The organism is Mesorhizobium sp. WSM4310 (assembly GCF_007003935.1).
Lineage (GTDB): Bacteria > Pseudomonadota > Alphaproteobacteria > Rhizobiales > Rhizobiaceae > Mesorhizobium.
The window spans coordinates 93,291-107,683 of sequence record NZ_VFTA01000009.1; the positions used below are offsets into that span (position 1 = coordinate 93,291).

The following is a 14,393-nucleotide window of genomic DNA, read 5'->3' on the forward strand; positions in this document are numbered from 1 at the left end:
TCGACAGCGATCAGCCGACCGTCGATTTCAGGAAGGCCAGGGCGGCAGCGGTCAGCGCGTCGCCATCCCTGCCGAAATCGCGGTTGATCGACATGTGCGTATAGGCGCTGCCGTCGAACAGCGTTACCTCGGTGCCCGTGGCGCGCAAGCGCTCGGCGAAGGCTTTCGACTCCTCGCCACGGCCTGACGCCCCCGAATACGCGATGAAGGTCGGCGGATGCTTGCGGCCATCGACATAGCTGGCGGGCGAAAGTGCCGCCCATTGCGAAGGGTCGGAAAAGACCCGCGCATAGGCACGCACCATGCGGCCATTCTTCTCGAGCGCCGCAAGATCATAGGCCCTGGTGTCGTCGAGAAGCAGGCCGGCGACGCCGGGCAGCCCGCCGCGCATGCCGGTCAGCGCGATCAGATGGCAGCCGGCGGAATGGCCCATGCCGACAACGCGCTTGGGGTCGCCACCATGCTTGGCGATATTTGCGCTGACATAGGCATAGGCCTTTTCGACGTCACTGGCCTGCGTGGCGACATCGGCCTCGGGCAGCATGCGGTAGTCGATGGAGACGAAGCAGAAGCCGTTGGCGAGCAGGAAGGCCGGCTTAGAGCCGACCTGGCTGCGCTTGCCGAACTCCCAGGCCCCGCCATGGGCGAAGAAGACGACAGGCAACCCGCTTGCGCCGTCGGGCGCATAGATGTCGAGCTTGGCCGGTCCGTAGTCGAAGGTTTTGGGAGATGGTGAGGATTGGCGCGCGAGCGTCGTGGCCGGCACAAAAGCCGCCATCGAAGCCAGAAGCAGGGTTCGCCGATCGATCATCATCTTCTCCTGACTGCCCGGCGCAAAATGCACCGGGACGCCGCGAAGTTCCAATGAAGGATCGGTAAGGTGGCCGAAAGTGGCGCTACGCGATCGGCCTGATCCTCAACCGGGCGATCCGGTTCTTGTCGCGCTTCATGACGATGAAGCGCTTGCCGTGGAAGGTGAAAGCCTGCTTCTCCTCGGGGATCGACTGCGCCTCGTGGATGACGAGGCCGGCAATCGTGGTCGCCTCCTCGTCCGGCAGGTTCCAGTCGAGCGCCCGGTTCAGGTCGCGGATCGGCACATTGCCGTCGACGACAACGGAGCCGTCGGCCTCCTGCTTGACGCCCTGGATATCGACATCGTGCTCGTCGGCGATCTCGCCGACGATCTCCTCGATGATGTCCTCCAGCGTCACCAGCCCTTCGACCTCGCCATATTCGTCGACGACGACGGCGAAATGCGCCTTGCGGCGCAGGAAGGCGTTGAGCTGTTCCTGCAAGGTTGTGGTATCGGGCACGAACCAGGGCTTCGAGGCGATCTTCATCACGTCGATCTTGGAAAAGTCGTTGCCGACTTCGTTCAGCGCGCGCAGCAGATCCTTGGCATGCAGCACGCCGACAATGTTGTCGAGCGAGCCCTTCCACAGCGGCATGCGGGTGTGCGGGCTCTGCAGGATCTCGCGCACCACCGCTTCCGGGGCGTTGTCGGCATTGACCGAGCGCATGTTGGTGCGGTGGACCATGATATCGGAGACTTCGAGCTCTTCGAGGTCGAACAGGCCGCCGATACGGTCGCGGTCCTCGCGCACCACCTGGCCGTCGCGGCGGAAATCGTCGACAGCACCGCGCAACTCATCCTGGCTCGAGCGCTGCGGCTCGATGCGCGACAGCTCATAGCCGAACATGGCGAGAAGGCGTGTGCGCACGGCAGCGACCAGCAGGATGAGGATGGCAAGAACGGCGACGACGATCCAGCCATTGTCCATTTCAGCCGGCTTTCCGGCTGGCTGGGTGGTTTTCCCGCAGGAACGACAGCACTTCCGAAGCCGGAACGTCCTTGGCGATAAAAGCCTGGCCGATGCCACGCGTCAGTATGAAGGTCAGCGCGCCGCGCGACACCTTCTTGTCCTGGGTGATGAAGGAAAGCAGCGCCTCGGCATCGGGCAATTCACCCGGAATATCGGCCATCCGCCACGGCAGACCGACCGCGCGCAGATGCGTCTCGACGCGTGCCGCGTCGTCGGGGCTGGCCAGATTGAGCCGCGAGGAGAAGCGATGCGCCAGCGCCATGCCGATGGCGACCCCCTCGCCATGGACGAGCCGGGCGCCGTCATACTGCGTGGCGGCTTCGAGCGCATGGCCGAATGTGTGGCCGAGATTGAGCAGCGCCCGGTCGCCGGTCTCGAATTCGTCGCGGGCGACGACATCGGCCTTGGCACGGCAGGCTTCGGCAATCGCCTGCGCCCTCTCCGGCCCGCCGGCGAACACTTTTTGCCAGTTCGCCTCAAGCCAGGCGAAAAGTTCCGGCCGGTCGATCAGCCCGTACTTTGCGAGTTCGGCGTAGCCGGCGCGGAATTCGCGGATCGGCAGCGTGTCGAGCACTTCCGTGTCGGCCAGCACCAGTTTCGGCTGCAGGAAGACGCCGACAAGGTTCTTGCCGCGCGGGCTGTTGATGCCGGTCTTGCCGCCGACAGAGGAATCGACCTGCGCCAGCAGCGAGGTCGGGATCTGCACGAAATTCATGCCGCGCCGCACGATGCCGGCGGCAAAACCGGTGAGATCGCCGATGACGCCGCCGCCCAGCGCGACGACGACGTCGCCACGCTCCAGCCTCGCGGCCAGAACGCCGTCGACCACCTCTTCGAGATGGGCAAAGCTCTTGGTCTTCTCGCCAGGCGGCATCGTGATGACGGTGGGTTGGATGCCACCCTTCTCGAGCCCTGCCTTCAGCGTATCGAGATGCGCGGCGGCGACATTCTCGTCGGTGACGACAGCCGCACGCGTACCCGGCAGCCGGCGCGCAATCTCCTCGCCGGCGCGCGACAGAAGGCCGGAGCCGATCAATATGTCGTAGGCGCGGTCGCCAAGGCCGACTTCGACGGTGACTGGCTGGTCCACGCTCACGATTCGATCTCGCCCGTCGCTGCAATTTCATCGATGCCGAAATGCCGGCACAGCGCGTTCAGCACCTCGGCGGCGATGACCTCCTTGCGGTCGTCGCGGGTCGGCACCGTAACATCTGATGTCGCGTAGACCGGATAGCGCTCGCCCATCAGTCGCTCCAGCACGGCGCGGGGATCGGCGCTTTTCAACAGCGGCCGGTTCTGCTTCTTCGAAACCCGGTCCATCAGAAGATCGAGCTCGGCCTTCAGCCACACCGAGACGCCATGGCCGGCGATGGCCTCGCGCGTCTGCGCGTTCATGAAGGCGCCGCCGCCGGTCGAAAGCACCTGCGGGCCATTCTCAAGCACGCGCAGGATGACGCGCTGTTCCAGGGCCCTGAACTCGGTCTCGCCATAGCGTTCGAACAGCTCCGGCACGGTCATGCGCGAGACGCTTTCGATCTCCTGGTCGCTGTCGATGAAAGGCAGCGAAAGCATCGTCGCCACCTTGCGCCCGATCGCCGTCTTGCCGGCGCCCATCAGGCCGACAAAGACGATGGACCGGCTGCCCAGCCGGCCAAGCAGCGCGGCGTGGCTCTCGCCTGGAGGATTTGCCTGGTGCGCGTTCATCAGTTGTTTCTTGGGCCCTCTTTGCCGGCGTATCGACATGAAAAGCCGGTTTGCGTCAAGCGTGCCGAGTATAGGCAAGCTTATATCGGGCGGAGGATGCCTGCATCAGAAGTTGCCGACAGGCCTCCGCTTCTTCCTTGAATTGGTCGGATTGGCGTCCCATAAGGGCACAGGGTTTGGAAACGCAGAACAAGAAGACGGGCGAAAATTGATGCCGACACTGTTTCGCTTTGTCGTGATCCTCGCGATTCTGACCGGCATTGCCTATGGTACGATGTTCGCGTTGGTGATGTTCGTCGAGCCCAAAAAAGCGGAGATGAGCGTGCGCATCCCGCCGGAAAAGCTGAACCCCAAGAAAAACTGACAGAAGAAAAGCTGATCCCCGAGGATGAACAGCGCCGCCCGCATCGAGGCCTTCCTGGAAATGATGAGCGCCGAGCGCGGCGCCGCCGAAAACACGCTGTCCTCCTACCGACGTGATCTCGAAGACGCTTCGAGCGGGATCGATGGCGGGCTTGCCGGTGCTGCCGCCGCCGATATCCGTGCCTATCTCGACGATATCGCGGCGCGCGGCTTCGCGCCGACGTCGCAGGCGCGCAAACTGTCGGCGATACGCCAGTTCTTCAAATTCCTCTACGCCGAGGGCCTGCGCATCGACGACCCGACCGGCACGCTGGACAGCCCGAAAAAAGGCCGTCCGCTGCCCAAGACGATGAGCGAGGCCGAGACCGGCCGGTTGATCGACCGCGCCGCGGTGGAAGCCGGCGACGCCGGGCTCGGCTACAGTGACAGGCTGGCCGCGCTGCGCCTGCATGCGCTGGTCGAGGTGCTCTACGCCACCGGCCTGCGCGTTTCCGAGCTCGTCGGCCTGCCGGTGACGGTGGCGCAGCGCGACGACCGTTTCTTCATGGTGCGCGGCAAGGGCGACAAGGAACGCATGGTGCCGCTGTCGGCCAAGGCGCGGGTGGCGATGCGCGCCTGGCTTGCCGCTCGGGCCGGCGTGGCGGCTTTCGCCGAAAGCCCGTTCCTGTTTCCGGCCGCGTCCGACAGCGGCTACCTCTCGCGCCAGGTCTTTGCCCGCGACCTGAAAGGACTGGCGGCACGGGCGGGCATCGCCTCGGCGAAGATATCGCCGCATGTGCTGCGCCATGCTTTCGCCAGCCATCTCCTGCAGAACGGCGCCGATCTCAGGGCCGTGCAGCAGCTGCTCGGCCATGCCGACATATCGACGACACAGATTTACACCCATGTGCTGGAGGAGCGGCTGGTGCGGCTGGTCAACGATCATCATCCGCTTGCCGACTAGGCCTCATATCGCTATGTGAGGACGACATTTCACCGCCGGGGGCCTTGGTTTCAAGGGTTCCGCAGTCCTTGCCTTCCGACGTATCGGTCCGCTCAAGCATGTACAATTACCTCGATTTCGAAAAGCCGGTGCAGGATCTCGAGCTCAAGATCCTCGAGCTCAAGAAGCTTGCCGAGAATGGCGAAGCGGTCGATGTCGCCGATGAGATCACCCGGCTGGAGAAGCGTTCGCGCGACGCGCTGCGCGATCTCTACAAGGCGCTGACGCCCTGGCAGAAAGTGCAGGTGGCCCGCCATTCCGACAGGCCGCACTGCGTCGACTACATCAAGGGCCTGTTCAGCGACTTCACGCCGCTCGCCGGCGACCGCAATTTCGGCGAGGACCAGGCGATCGTTGGCGGTTTTGCCCGCTTTCGCGGCGAGCCTGTCGCGATCATCGGCCAGGAGAAGGGCTCGGACACGACCAGCCGCCTGAGGCACAATTTCGGTTCGGTGCGCCCGGAAGGCTACCGCAAGGCGGTGCGGCTGATGGAACTGGCCGACCGCTTCAAGATCCCTCTGTTGACGCTGGTCGACACGGCAGGCGCCTATCCCGGCGTCGGAGCCGAGGAGCGTGGCCAGGCCGAAGCCATTGCCCGCTCGACCTCGGCCTGCCTTGCGCTGAAGGTGCCGTCGATCTCGGTGGTGATCGGCGAAGGCGGTTCGGGCGGCGCCATCGCCATCGCCACCGCCAACCGTGTCTACATGCTCGAACACGCCATTTATTCGGTGATTTCGCCGGAAGGTGCGGCCTCGATCCTTTGGCGCGACACCACACGCTCCAAGGACGCGGCGACCAACATGAAGATCACCGCGCAGGATCTTCTGGAACTGAAGATCATCGACGCCATCATCCCCGAGCCGATGGGCGGCGCCCAGCGCGCGCCCGAAACGGTGATTGCCGCGACCGGCGACCTCATTGCCAGGACGATGAAGGAATTTGCCGGCGCCAACACCGATTTCCGCGAACAGCGCCGCGAGAAATATCTGGCGATGGGCCGCAGCCTCTGACGGCATCCGCCAGCGGACAAGGCCATTGGAAGCCCCGCGCGCGGGGCAATGTGGCGGCAATGTGCAATTTCGCCACAAAAATGCCGCCGGATTCGGGTCAATGAAATTGCCGTGAGTGGTTGGTCGACGCTTGCGGTAAGGAATTTTCAAGGTTAACGGGCTTACGGTCCGTCGGTGTTCAGCATATGGGCTCGGCAGTTTCGCAGCCTGGCCCGAGGGAAAAGACATAGCCGTATCCATGTTTGCCAAGCTCGCCCGCACCGGAGTCCTCGCCGCCTCGATAGCCATCGCCGGCTGCAATGATTCGTCGATGAAGGACTTTGCCCCGGAAGCCAACAAGCCGCTGCCGGACAAGATCCTTGCCGACATGAAGGCCAAGGGCATGGTGCGCACCTCCTCGGTGATGGCGCGCATCTTCAAGGAAGAGGGCAAGCTCGAGATCTGGAAGGCCAAGACCAACGGCCGCTACGACATGGTGGCGAGCTACGACATCTGCAAATGGTCGGGCAAGCTCGGTCCCAAATACACCGAAGGCGACCGCCAGGCGCCTGAAGGCTTCTACACGGTCCGCCCGTCGCAGATGAATCCGCGCTCCAACTACCATCTGTCCTTCAACATCGGCTTTCCCAACGCCTATGACCGCGCCAACGGCCGCACCGGCCAGAACCTGATGGTGCATGGCGCCTGTTCGTCCTCGGGCTGCTATTCGATGACCGACGCGCAGATCGAGCAGATCTATGCCTTCGGCCGCGACGCTTTCCAGGGCGGCCAGACCGAGTTCCAGGTTCAGGCCTTCCCATTCCGCATGACTGCCGCCAACATGGCCCGCTATCGCAGCGACCCGAACTACGAGTTCTGGAAGATGCTGAAGGTCGGCTACGACAATTTCGAGGTCACCAAGGTGCCGCCGAAGGTCGATGTCTGCGAGAAGCGCTACGTCTTCAACCAGGTCGCCGCCGACGGCCAGACATTCGATCCGACCGGACCATGCCCGGCGACCACCCAGCCGGACTCGCTGAAGAGCGCCTACAACGCCTATCAGAGCACCTATGACACGGCCTTCAACAGCGCGCTCAAGGCAAGCGTGCCGCCACCGAAGCCGACCATCGCCGGCATCAAGGAAGCCAGCATCGTCTCCGACTGGTCGAAGCGCCGGGCGCGCGGCGAGCGCGTGCCGATCGATCCGCCTTCGCTCAACAATGACGGCACGGTGACCGAAACGGCGCGCATGGGCCGCATCGATTCGCCGGCCGGCCGCAAGATGGCGGCACTCGACGCCGAAAAGGCCGCCAAGCAGAAGGCCGAGGAGCAGAGGCTGGCCGCCATAGAGGCCGCCAAGCAAGCCAAGGAGGCCGCAAAGGCACAGGCGCTGGCCGAAAAGGAAGCGGCCAAGGCGCAAGCCGTGGCGGCAAAGGAAGCGGCCAAGGCCGCCAAGCAAGCCCCGGTCGCCACCGCCACCATAGCCGCCCCGACGGAGGCCGCGCCGGAAGCCGAAACGCAGGCAGCGAGCGCCGATGAGAGCCGGGTAACCAAGCTGAAGAACAAGCTGCTCGGCATGTTCGGCGGCTGAGCTTGGTCTTGGCCGGGGGGACCGCTGTCTACGACCTGAAAGGGCTGAACTGCCCTTTGCCGGTACTGAAGGCAAAGAAGCGGCTGGCGAGAATGCAGCCGGGCAGCCGGCTCTGGCTCGAGACCACCGACCCGCTCGCCGTCATCGATATTCCCGCCTTTTGCTCGGATGCCGGCCACCAGCTGATTGAAACAGCGGCGGTATCAGGCGGCCATCGGTTCCTGGTCGAGCGCGGCGGGACCATCTGAATTTCAGTGTGAAGCGCTATCTTCCGGCGATCGCCAGCGGATTGTTCTCCAGCGCCGCGCGGTCGGGCGTGTCGATCGACGGCCGGTTGGTGAAGGCGGCGAACAGCCTGCGCACATAGTCTTCCGGCATGTCGAGCGTGATCAGCACCAGCCGCGCGCCGCGCTGGCCGTTCGGCCAGGCGGGCAACCTTGCCGGCGGATGCAGGATCTTCTGCACGCCGTGGATGACCAGCGGGCGTGACGGATCTTCGCTGAGTTCGATCACGCCCTTCATGCGCAGCAGCTTCTCGCCATGCGTCGAACGCAGCAGGTCGAGGAACATTTCTATCGCTGAAAACGGCACCGGACCGTCATGGACAAGCGAATAGGAGCGCACGCGGGAATCGTGGCGATGGCCATGCCCATGACTGTGATCATGGTCATGACCATCGTGGTGATGGTCGTGGTCATGCGCCGCTTCCTCGCCGAGCCAGCGGCGCACATCGGCGGATTTGGTGGCGGGATTGTAGAGGCCGCAATCAAACAGCGCCGCCACGCCGGTCGTTGAATGGCCGGCATCAAGCAGTTCGGCACCCGGATTGATCTGCCGCAGGCGCGCCCGCAGCGTGTCGAGATCGCCGGCATCGGTCACCAGGTCGGCCTTGCTCAGCACGATGCGGTCGGCGACGGCGACCTGCTTGACCGCCTCGACATGGGCGTCGAGCGTGGCATTGCCATTGACCGCGTCGACCAGGGTGATGACACCGTCGAGCCGGAAAGCCTGGACGAGCGCCGGATGCGCCATGATCGACTGCAGCACCGGCGCCGGGTCGGCCAGCCCCGTGGTCTCGACGATGACGCGGGCAAGCCGGGCGATACGGCCGGTCTGCAGCCGGTCGACCAAATCGGCCAGCGTATCGACCAGTTCGCCGCGCACGGTGCAGCACAGGCAGCCGTCGGAAAGCTGGATGATCCCGTCGGAAGCCTGCTCGACCAGCAAATGGTCGATCGCCACCTCGCCATACTCGTTGATGATGACCGCGGTGTCGGCCAGCGCCGGGTCCTTCAGCAGCCGGTTGAGCAGTGTCGTCTTGCCGGCGCCGAGGAAGCCGGTCAGCACCGAGACGGGGATCGGAAACCCATTCATCAGGCTCTGTCTCGTTGTTTGAGCATGATCTTTTCCGAAAACCGGATTCCACTGTTCGGGATCATGCTCTAGTTCGCGACCTTGACCGGCTGGTCGCCCTGCGCGGCGGAACCGGCAACGGCCGGACCGGAGCCGGTCGGCGCCGGCCGATCGGGCCGCCAGCTCGGGATCGGCACGTCGGCATATTCCTGGCCGCCCTGGTCGAGCATCGCCTTCGGCGCCGGGCCGGTGGCGCCGCCGAGGCCAACGGCGACCAGCGTCGGCACATGGTCGAGCTTTTCCTGATAGGGCGATTTCGGCGCGTCCTTGGCAGCGGCCGCCGGCGGCGCCTCGGACTGCTCCTCCTTCGTCTTCTTCTTGCAGACCTCGTCATGCATGTCGTTGGGCGAAACCGTGTCGCCATAGGGCGCCAGCGTGGCGACGGTGGCCGAACCGGCCGTGGGCGTGTCAAACCCCTGGTCGAGCAGTTTTGCCGCGGTTTCGGCGCGGCTGACCGCCGACTTCTCGCCCAGCACAACCGCGACCAGCGTGCGGCCGTTGCGCGTCGCCGAACCGATCATGTTGAAGCCGGAAGGGCAGACGAAGCCCGTCTTCATGCCGTCGGCGCCGGGATAGCGGCCGATCAGCAGATTGTAGTTCGAAATGGCCTTCTTGCCGACCGCAAGACCTTCGATCGAGAACCACGGCGCATATTGCGGGAACTCGCGGCGGATCGCCATCACCAGCACGGCGAGGTCGCGCGCCGTCGTGTACTGGTCGGGCGAATAGAGGCCGTTCGGATTGACGAAATGGGTGCCGTTCATGCCGAGCCGTGCGGCTTCGGCATTCATCCTTTCGGCGAAGGCGGCCTGCGAGCCGCCGACATTCTCGCCGACAGCCATGGCGATGTCATTGGCCGATTTGACCAGCATCATCTTCAGCGCATTGTCGAGCCGCATCACCGAGCCCGGCTTGAAACCCATCTTGCTTGGCGGCTCACCGGCCGAGTGCTTGGTCACCTTGATCGGCGAATCGAGCTGGACCTCGCCGGCCGCGATCGCCCGGAAGGTCACATAGGCGGTCATCAGCTTGCTCAGCGAGGCCGGATACCAGCGTTTGAAGGCATCCTGGTGCTGCAGGATCTGGCCGTTCTTCAAATCGAAGACAACCACCGGATTGGCCAGCGCCGGTCCGGCCAGGACCGACAGCATGATCGCGCCAGCCGAGAATAGTTTGAGGAAATGCCTGTGCCGCATGATCTAATCCGAAATCGCCTCTTGCCCTGATTGCCCCTGGCTCCGTAAGATTTCGTTACGCGACCGCCAGCACAATGAGTCCGACCCTCAAAAACGGACCACATCGGTGCGGTGCTATTTACCCTATGTGACGCCAACATGGCAAAGTGCCTGACAATCACAATTCCAAAGCCCCGGCACAATTGCAAAACCCCGGGCACAATTGCAGAAGACCAGGCTGAAGCCGGCTCATCCAACAACGAATGGAACCATCATGCCAATCCTGAACCGCGCCGCTGAAATGCAGGACGAAGTCGCCGGCTGGCGCCGGCATCTGCACCAGACGCCGGAGCTGAACTTCGATGTCTTCAAGACGGCGGCTTTCGTCACCGAAAAGCTGAAAGAGTTCGGCTGCGACGATGTGGTCAGCGGTCTCGGCAAGACCGGCGTCGTCGGCATCATACGCGGCCGCCAAGGCGAAGGCGCCACCATCGGCCTGCGCGCCGACATGGATGCGCTGCCGCTCAACGAAATCACCGGCAAGCCCTATGCCTCGACCGTTCCCGGCAAGATGCACGCCTGCGGCCATGACGGCCACACGGCGATGCTTTTGGGTGCCGCGAAATACCTCGCCGAGACGCGCAACTTCGCCGGCTCCGTGGCGGTGATCTTCCAGCCGGCGGAAGAAGGCGGCGGCGGCGGCAACGAGATGGTCAAGGACGGCATGATGGAGCGATTCGACATCTCCAAGGTGTTCGGAATGCACAACATGCCGGGCCTGCCCGTCGGCCAGTTCGCCATCCGTCCTGGCCCCATCATGGCGGCGACGGCCGAATTCACCATCACCGTGAAAGGCAAGGGCGGTCACGCCGCGATGCCGCACGGCACGATCGACCCGATCGTCATCACCAGCCAGCTGGTCGGCGCGCTGCAGACGATCGCCTCGCGCAGCACCGATCCGGTCGAGGCCGTGGTGGTGTCGGTGACCAAGTTCCATGCCGGCGACGCCTACAACATCATCCCGGAATCGGCGGAGATCGCCGGCACCGTGCGCACCTTGCGCAAGGAGATCGCCAAGAAATCCGAAGAGCGCATCCGCACCATCTGTGACGGCCTGGCGACCGCTTTCGGCGCCAAGATCGAGATCGACTACCAGGCAAACTACCCCGTGACCTTCAACCATGCCGATGAGACGGTGTTTGCCAGCGATATAGCGGCCGATGTCGCCGGCGACGCCCATGTCCACCGCGGCATCCAGCCGGTGATGGGCGGCGAGGATTTCTCCTACATGCTGGAAGCCCGCCCCGGCGCCTTCATCTTCATCGGCAATGGCGACACCGCCGGTCTTCACAACCCGGCCTATGATTTCAACGACGAGGCCATCCCGCACGGCATGAGCTACTGGGTGAAGCTGGCGGAAACCGCGCTGGCCGCGTGATGAGCACTGCACAAGAGGCCGGCCGATTGCATGCGGCCGGCCTCTTGGCGAAACGGTCCGAAGCGGTTATGTGTCGGGCCGCGTGGTCCCGTAGCTCAGTAGGATAGAGCGGCAGATTCCTAATCTGTAGGTCACAGGTTCGATTCCTGTCGGGATCACCATGTATTTTCAAGTGCTTGGCGAAGAGGCCCTGTACCTCTTTGCGGTATCAGGTCCGTTGAAGAGGACGAAGACATCACGCCCTCATGCGCCCCCTTGATAGATGTCGGGCCGCGAAGGTGAGCGGGAAACCTCGCTTGCATTGGCATTTCGGCATTCGTCTACTGCACTGGCTGACCGTGGCGGCGCTCGCGGCGCAAATCGCCATTGCCTTCGGGCCGATGCGGGGGCCGGGCATGGCGATGATGAACTGGCTGCCGCTTCACATGTCGATCGGCGCGACGATCCTGGCCATCATCGTCCTCAGGCTTTGCTGGCGCAGCTTCACCCGGGCCCCGGCCAGGCCAACCTCACGGTTCGTGCGGTTCGCGACGGCTTTCTTCCACATGTTACTCTACGTCACCATCCTCGCCGTCCTGATAACGGGATGGCTGGGCTACCGGCCAATGCCTTTCATGCCCCCCGCACGGCTTTTTGGAACCTTGCCCGTGCCGCTGGCACCATCGGTTGGCGCGCTGTCGGCAAGGGGTTTCGCGTTCGTGCATCAGAAGCTGGTCTGGATAATGCTTGGACTTGTCGGCATTCACGTCCTGGCTGCCACGGTGCATTTGGGGCTGTTGCGCGATGGCGTCATGCGAAGCATGGTCTTCGGCCGGCCGAAAAAGGCCTCGCGCGTATGACAATGCTGCTTGCGGTCGATGATGTGGAGATGGCTCACGCCGTCGCCCACAACCCTCCCGCGACGATCACTGCATAGCGTGCAGCCTTGCCTGTCGCGACAAGAGCGACGAACACACCGAGGTTCGTACGCGCAGCGCCCGCGGCAAGGGTGAGAGCATCTCCGACAACCGGCAGCCAGGCAAACAACAGTGTCCATTCGCCAAAGCGCCGGAACGTTCGAGACGCCTGCTCGTAGCGATCGGCGGTGACCGGAAACCAGCGCCTGTTGCGCAGCCCGTCAATGCCACGCCCCAGAACCCAGTTCAACACGGAGCCGAGCGTGTTGCCGATCGTTGCCACCATAAGGAGCAGCCAGGGGTCACCGCGGCCCGAGACGACAAGGCCGGCGAGCACCGCCTCCGACGAAACCGGCAGGACGGTTGCGGCGAGGAAGGCGCTGAGGAACAGTGCGCCATAGAGCGCCGCCACGCTGGACTATGCCTGCACGTCGACTACGCCCATCATGCCGAGCTGCTCATGCTCGAGGATATGGCAGTGATACATCCTCGGCCCCGGCCGGTCCTGCCGCAGCAGCAGCCTTACCGTCTCCCCGCGCGCGACATTGACGGTGTCTTTCCAGGCGCGATAGGCCGGCTTTGATACGTTGCCGCCGCGTTCGTGTTCGATCACCTGGAACTGCGTCCCATGCACATGGAATGGATGATCCATGTCCGCCTCGTTGACGATCTCCCAGAGTTCGACCTGACCGGCCTTGGCGACGACGTCGATGCGCTTCATGTCGAAAGCGGCGCCGTTGATCAGGAAGCCCATCTCCATGCCGCTGGCGTTCATGGCCATGGTTTCGGTGAAGACGAACCGGCGGCTGACAGCCGGAGCGCCGAGTTGCGCGATCGGCCGCAGCCTGTCGGGAAGTGGCGGAACTGGGTCCGCCTCGGTCTGCGAGACATTGACCGTCAGCAACGTCAGTCCGGCATCGGCTGGTCGCCCGGGACCCATCCAGCCGCGGTCATAATCTTGCGTGGTAAGCGCGGCCGCGCCGGGCTTGTCGAAAGAGACGACCAGTTCGAGCCGTTCCGCCGGGCTGAGCAGGATGTCGCCGGCCGCGACCGGGGTCTCCAGCAGACCGCCGTCGGTTCCGATGATTGTCATCGCCGCGCCGTCAAAGGAGAGCCGCAGAAAGCGCGCGTTGGTCGCATTGTAAAGCCGGAAGCGCCGCTTCGCACCAAAGGGCACCGTCAGTGTGGGATTCTTCTGGCCGTTGACCAGCACATGGTCGCCGACGCGCCCGTTCATCAGGTCCGTCATCGTGTTGTCGGGCAAGCTGCCATCGGCCGCAAGGCGCAGGTCGGTGAACACCAGCACGGTATCGCCATAGGCGGCCGGGATCGGATCGGCCTTCGGCTTGACCACGAACGCGCCGGCAAGGCCGCGGTAGACCTGCTCGGCGGTCTTGCCGTGCGGATGCGGGTGATACCAATAGGAGCCGGCGCTGCCTTCCGGCAGATCGAAACTGTAGGTGCGGTCGGTGCCGGCGACGACCGGGTCCATCGGGTTGCCGTCCTGATCGGCCGGCACCGGCATGCCGTGCCAATGAATGGTGCTTGCCTCGTTCGCGATCCGGTTGGCGAAGGTGATCTCGACGCGGTCGCCCTCGACTGCCTCAATCAGCGGTCCGGGGCTGGTGCCGTTGTAAGCGAGGATCGGCGTGTCCAATCCCTCCGCAAAACGTGCCGTGGCGGACCCGGCCGTCAGCGTCGCCTTGAACAGGCCCGGCCTGCTGGCTTGGTTCGCCAGCAGGGGTAATTCGCGCAGCGCCTCGCCCTCGGGCAGAACCACCGTGCCTTGCGGCACGGCGGCCATATCGTGACCTGAGTGACCGCCCATATCCATGCCGGGCATGTCGTCCATCTTCATCTGCGCGACGGCACGCTTGCTCACAAGAACCGTCGCAAGACCTGCCGCCAGAAAACCTCGCCGATGCATCTTTCGTTTCCTCGACCAGTCGTTGAACACCCAAGGGTCCTAGGAGACTGCCGATGCCTGGCCACGTCAATGCGGCGTTTGGGCCGCCTGAT

At 64.1% G+C, this 14,393-nt stretch carries 15 protein-coding genes and 1 tRNA gene; 8 read left to right on the forward strand and 8 right to left on the reverse strand.

The annotated features are described in order from the left end of the window. Nucleotides 1-10 precede the first annotated feature (10 nt). The 4 genes from FJV80_RS12575 to FJV80_RS12590 all read right to left on the reverse strand — a co-directional run bounded on the left by FJV80_RS12575 (nt 11) and on the right by FJV80_RS12590 (nt 3,527). Nucleotides 11-811 (reverse strand): alpha/beta hydrolase, encoded by an 801-nt coding sequence (locus FJV80_RS12575; protein ID WP_142876521.1) that lies wholly within the window; start codon nt 809-811, stop codon nt 11-13. An 85-nt stretch (nt 812-896) separates the two neighbouring features. Continuing rightward, the gene (locus FJV80_RS12580) at nt 897-1,781 is read right to left on the reverse strand and encodes an HlyC/CorC family transporter (RefSeq protein WP_095787906.1); all 885 of its coding nucleotides are present in this window, start codon (nt 1,779-1,781) and stop codon (nt 897-899) included. A gap of 1 nt (nt 1,782) precedes the next feature. Then, nucleotides 1,783-2,919: a 3-dehydroquinate synthase gene (gene aroB / locus FJV80_RS12585; RefSeq protein WP_095772237.1), complete on the reverse strand. Its 1,137-nt coding sequence runs from the start codon at nt 2,917-2,919 to the stop codon at nt 1,783-1,785. Further along, nucleotides 2,916-3,527 carry a shikimate kinase gene (locus FJV80_RS12590; RefSeq protein WP_095772363.1) on the reverse strand — a complete coding sequence of 204 codons (612 nt, stop codon included), beginning with the start codon at nt 3,525-3,527 and terminating at the stop codon, nt 2,916-2,918. Before FJV80_RS12590 ends, aroB begins: the two co-directional genes overlap by 4 nt. Nucleotides 3,528-3,738: 211 nt before the next feature. Here FJV80_RS12590 and FJV80_RS12595 point away from each other — a divergent pair, with 211 nt between their 5' ends. The 5 genes from FJV80_RS12595 to FJV80_RS12615 all read left to right on the forward strand — a co-directional run bounded on the left by FJV80_RS12595 (nt 3,739) and on the right by FJV80_RS12615 (nt 7,700). Then, nucleotides 3,739-3,891, forward strand: coding sequence for a histidine kinase (locus tag FJV80_RS12595; protein ID WP_142876576.1), 153 nt, complete (start codon nt 3,739-3,741; stop codon nt 3,889-3,891). A gap of 24 nt (nt 3,892-3,915) precedes the next feature. Beyond that, a complete protein-coding gene (locus FJV80_RS12600) occupies nt 3,916-4,833 on the forward strand; it encodes a site-specific tyrosine recombinase XerD (RefSeq protein WP_095793203.1) in 918 nt (305 codons plus the stop codon). A gap of 98 nt (nt 4,834-4,931) precedes the next feature. Continuing rightward, nucleotides 4,932-5,882, forward strand: a complete 951-nt coding sequence (locus FJV80_RS12605; RefSeq protein WP_095772234.1) for an acetyl-CoA carboxylase carboxyltransferase subunit alpha — start codon at nt 4,932-4,934, stop codon at nt 5,880-5,882. A 238-nt stretch (nt 5,883-6,120) separates the two neighbouring features. Then, entirely contained in the window at nt 6,121-7,452 is a 1,332-nt protein-coding gene (locus FJV80_RS12610; RefSeq protein ID WP_142876522.1) for a murein L,D-transpeptidase family protein, read from the forward strand. Nucleotides 7,453-7,460: 8 nt separating this feature from the next. Beyond that, nucleotides 7,461-7,700: a sulfurtransferase TusA family protein gene (locus tag FJV80_RS12615; RefSeq protein ID WP_185975197.1), complete on the forward strand. Its 240-nt coding sequence runs from the start codon at nt 7,461-7,463 to the stop codon at nt 7,698-7,700. A 16-nt stretch (nt 7,701-7,716) separates the two neighbouring features. On the opposite strand, the gene FJV80_RS12620 is transcribed toward FJV80_RS12615, so the two are convergent. Together FJV80_RS12620 and FJV80_RS12625 are read right to left on the reverse strand one after the other, a co-directional pair. Continuing rightward, entirely contained in the window at nt 7,717-8,826 is a 1,110-nt protein-coding gene (locus tag FJV80_RS12620) for a GTP-binding protein (protein ID WP_185975198.1), read from the reverse strand. Nucleotides 8,827-8,894: 68 nt separating this feature from the next. Beyond that, entirely contained in the window at nt 8,895-10,061 is a 1,167-nt protein-coding gene (locus FJV80_RS12625; protein WP_142876525.1) for a D-alanyl-D-alanine carboxypeptidase family protein, read from the reverse strand. Between the two features lie 253 nt (nt 10,062-10,314). On the opposite strand from FJV80_RS12625, the gene FJV80_RS12630 reads away from it, so the two are divergent. From FJV80_RS12630 to FJV80_RS12640, 3 genes are all read left to right on the forward strand, one after another. Further along, nucleotides 10,315-11,478, forward strand: a complete 1,164-nt coding sequence (locus FJV80_RS12630; RefSeq protein WP_095772362.1) for a M20 aminoacylase family protein — start codon at nt 10,315-10,317, stop codon at nt 11,476-11,478. 84 nt (nt 11,479-11,562) lie between these two features. Further along, nucleotides 11,563-11,639, forward strand: a tRNA-Arg gene (locus FJV80_RS12635). A gap of 135 nt (nt 11,640-11,774) precedes the next feature. After that, nucleotides 11,775-12,317, forward strand: a complete 543-nt coding sequence (locus tag FJV80_RS12640; RefSeq protein ID WP_246688954.1) for a cytochrome b — start codon at nt 11,775-11,777, stop codon at nt 12,315-12,317. Nucleotides 12,318-12,351: 34 nt separating this feature from the next. On the opposite strand, the gene FJV80_RS12645 is transcribed toward FJV80_RS12640, so the two are convergent. Continuing rightward, nucleotides 12,352-12,786: a YqaA family protein gene (locus tag FJV80_RS12645; protein WP_095787913.1), complete on the reverse strand. Its 435-nt coding sequence runs from the start codon at nt 12,784-12,786 to the stop codon at nt 12,352-12,354. 6 nt (nt 12,787-12,792) lie between these two features. Further along, nucleotides 12,793-14,301, reverse strand: a complete 1,509-nt coding sequence (locus FJV80_RS12650) for a multicopper oxidase family protein (RefSeq protein WP_142876527.1) — start codon at nt 14,299-14,301, stop codon at nt 12,793-12,795. Between the last annotated feature and the right edge of the window lie 92 nt (nt 14,302-14,393).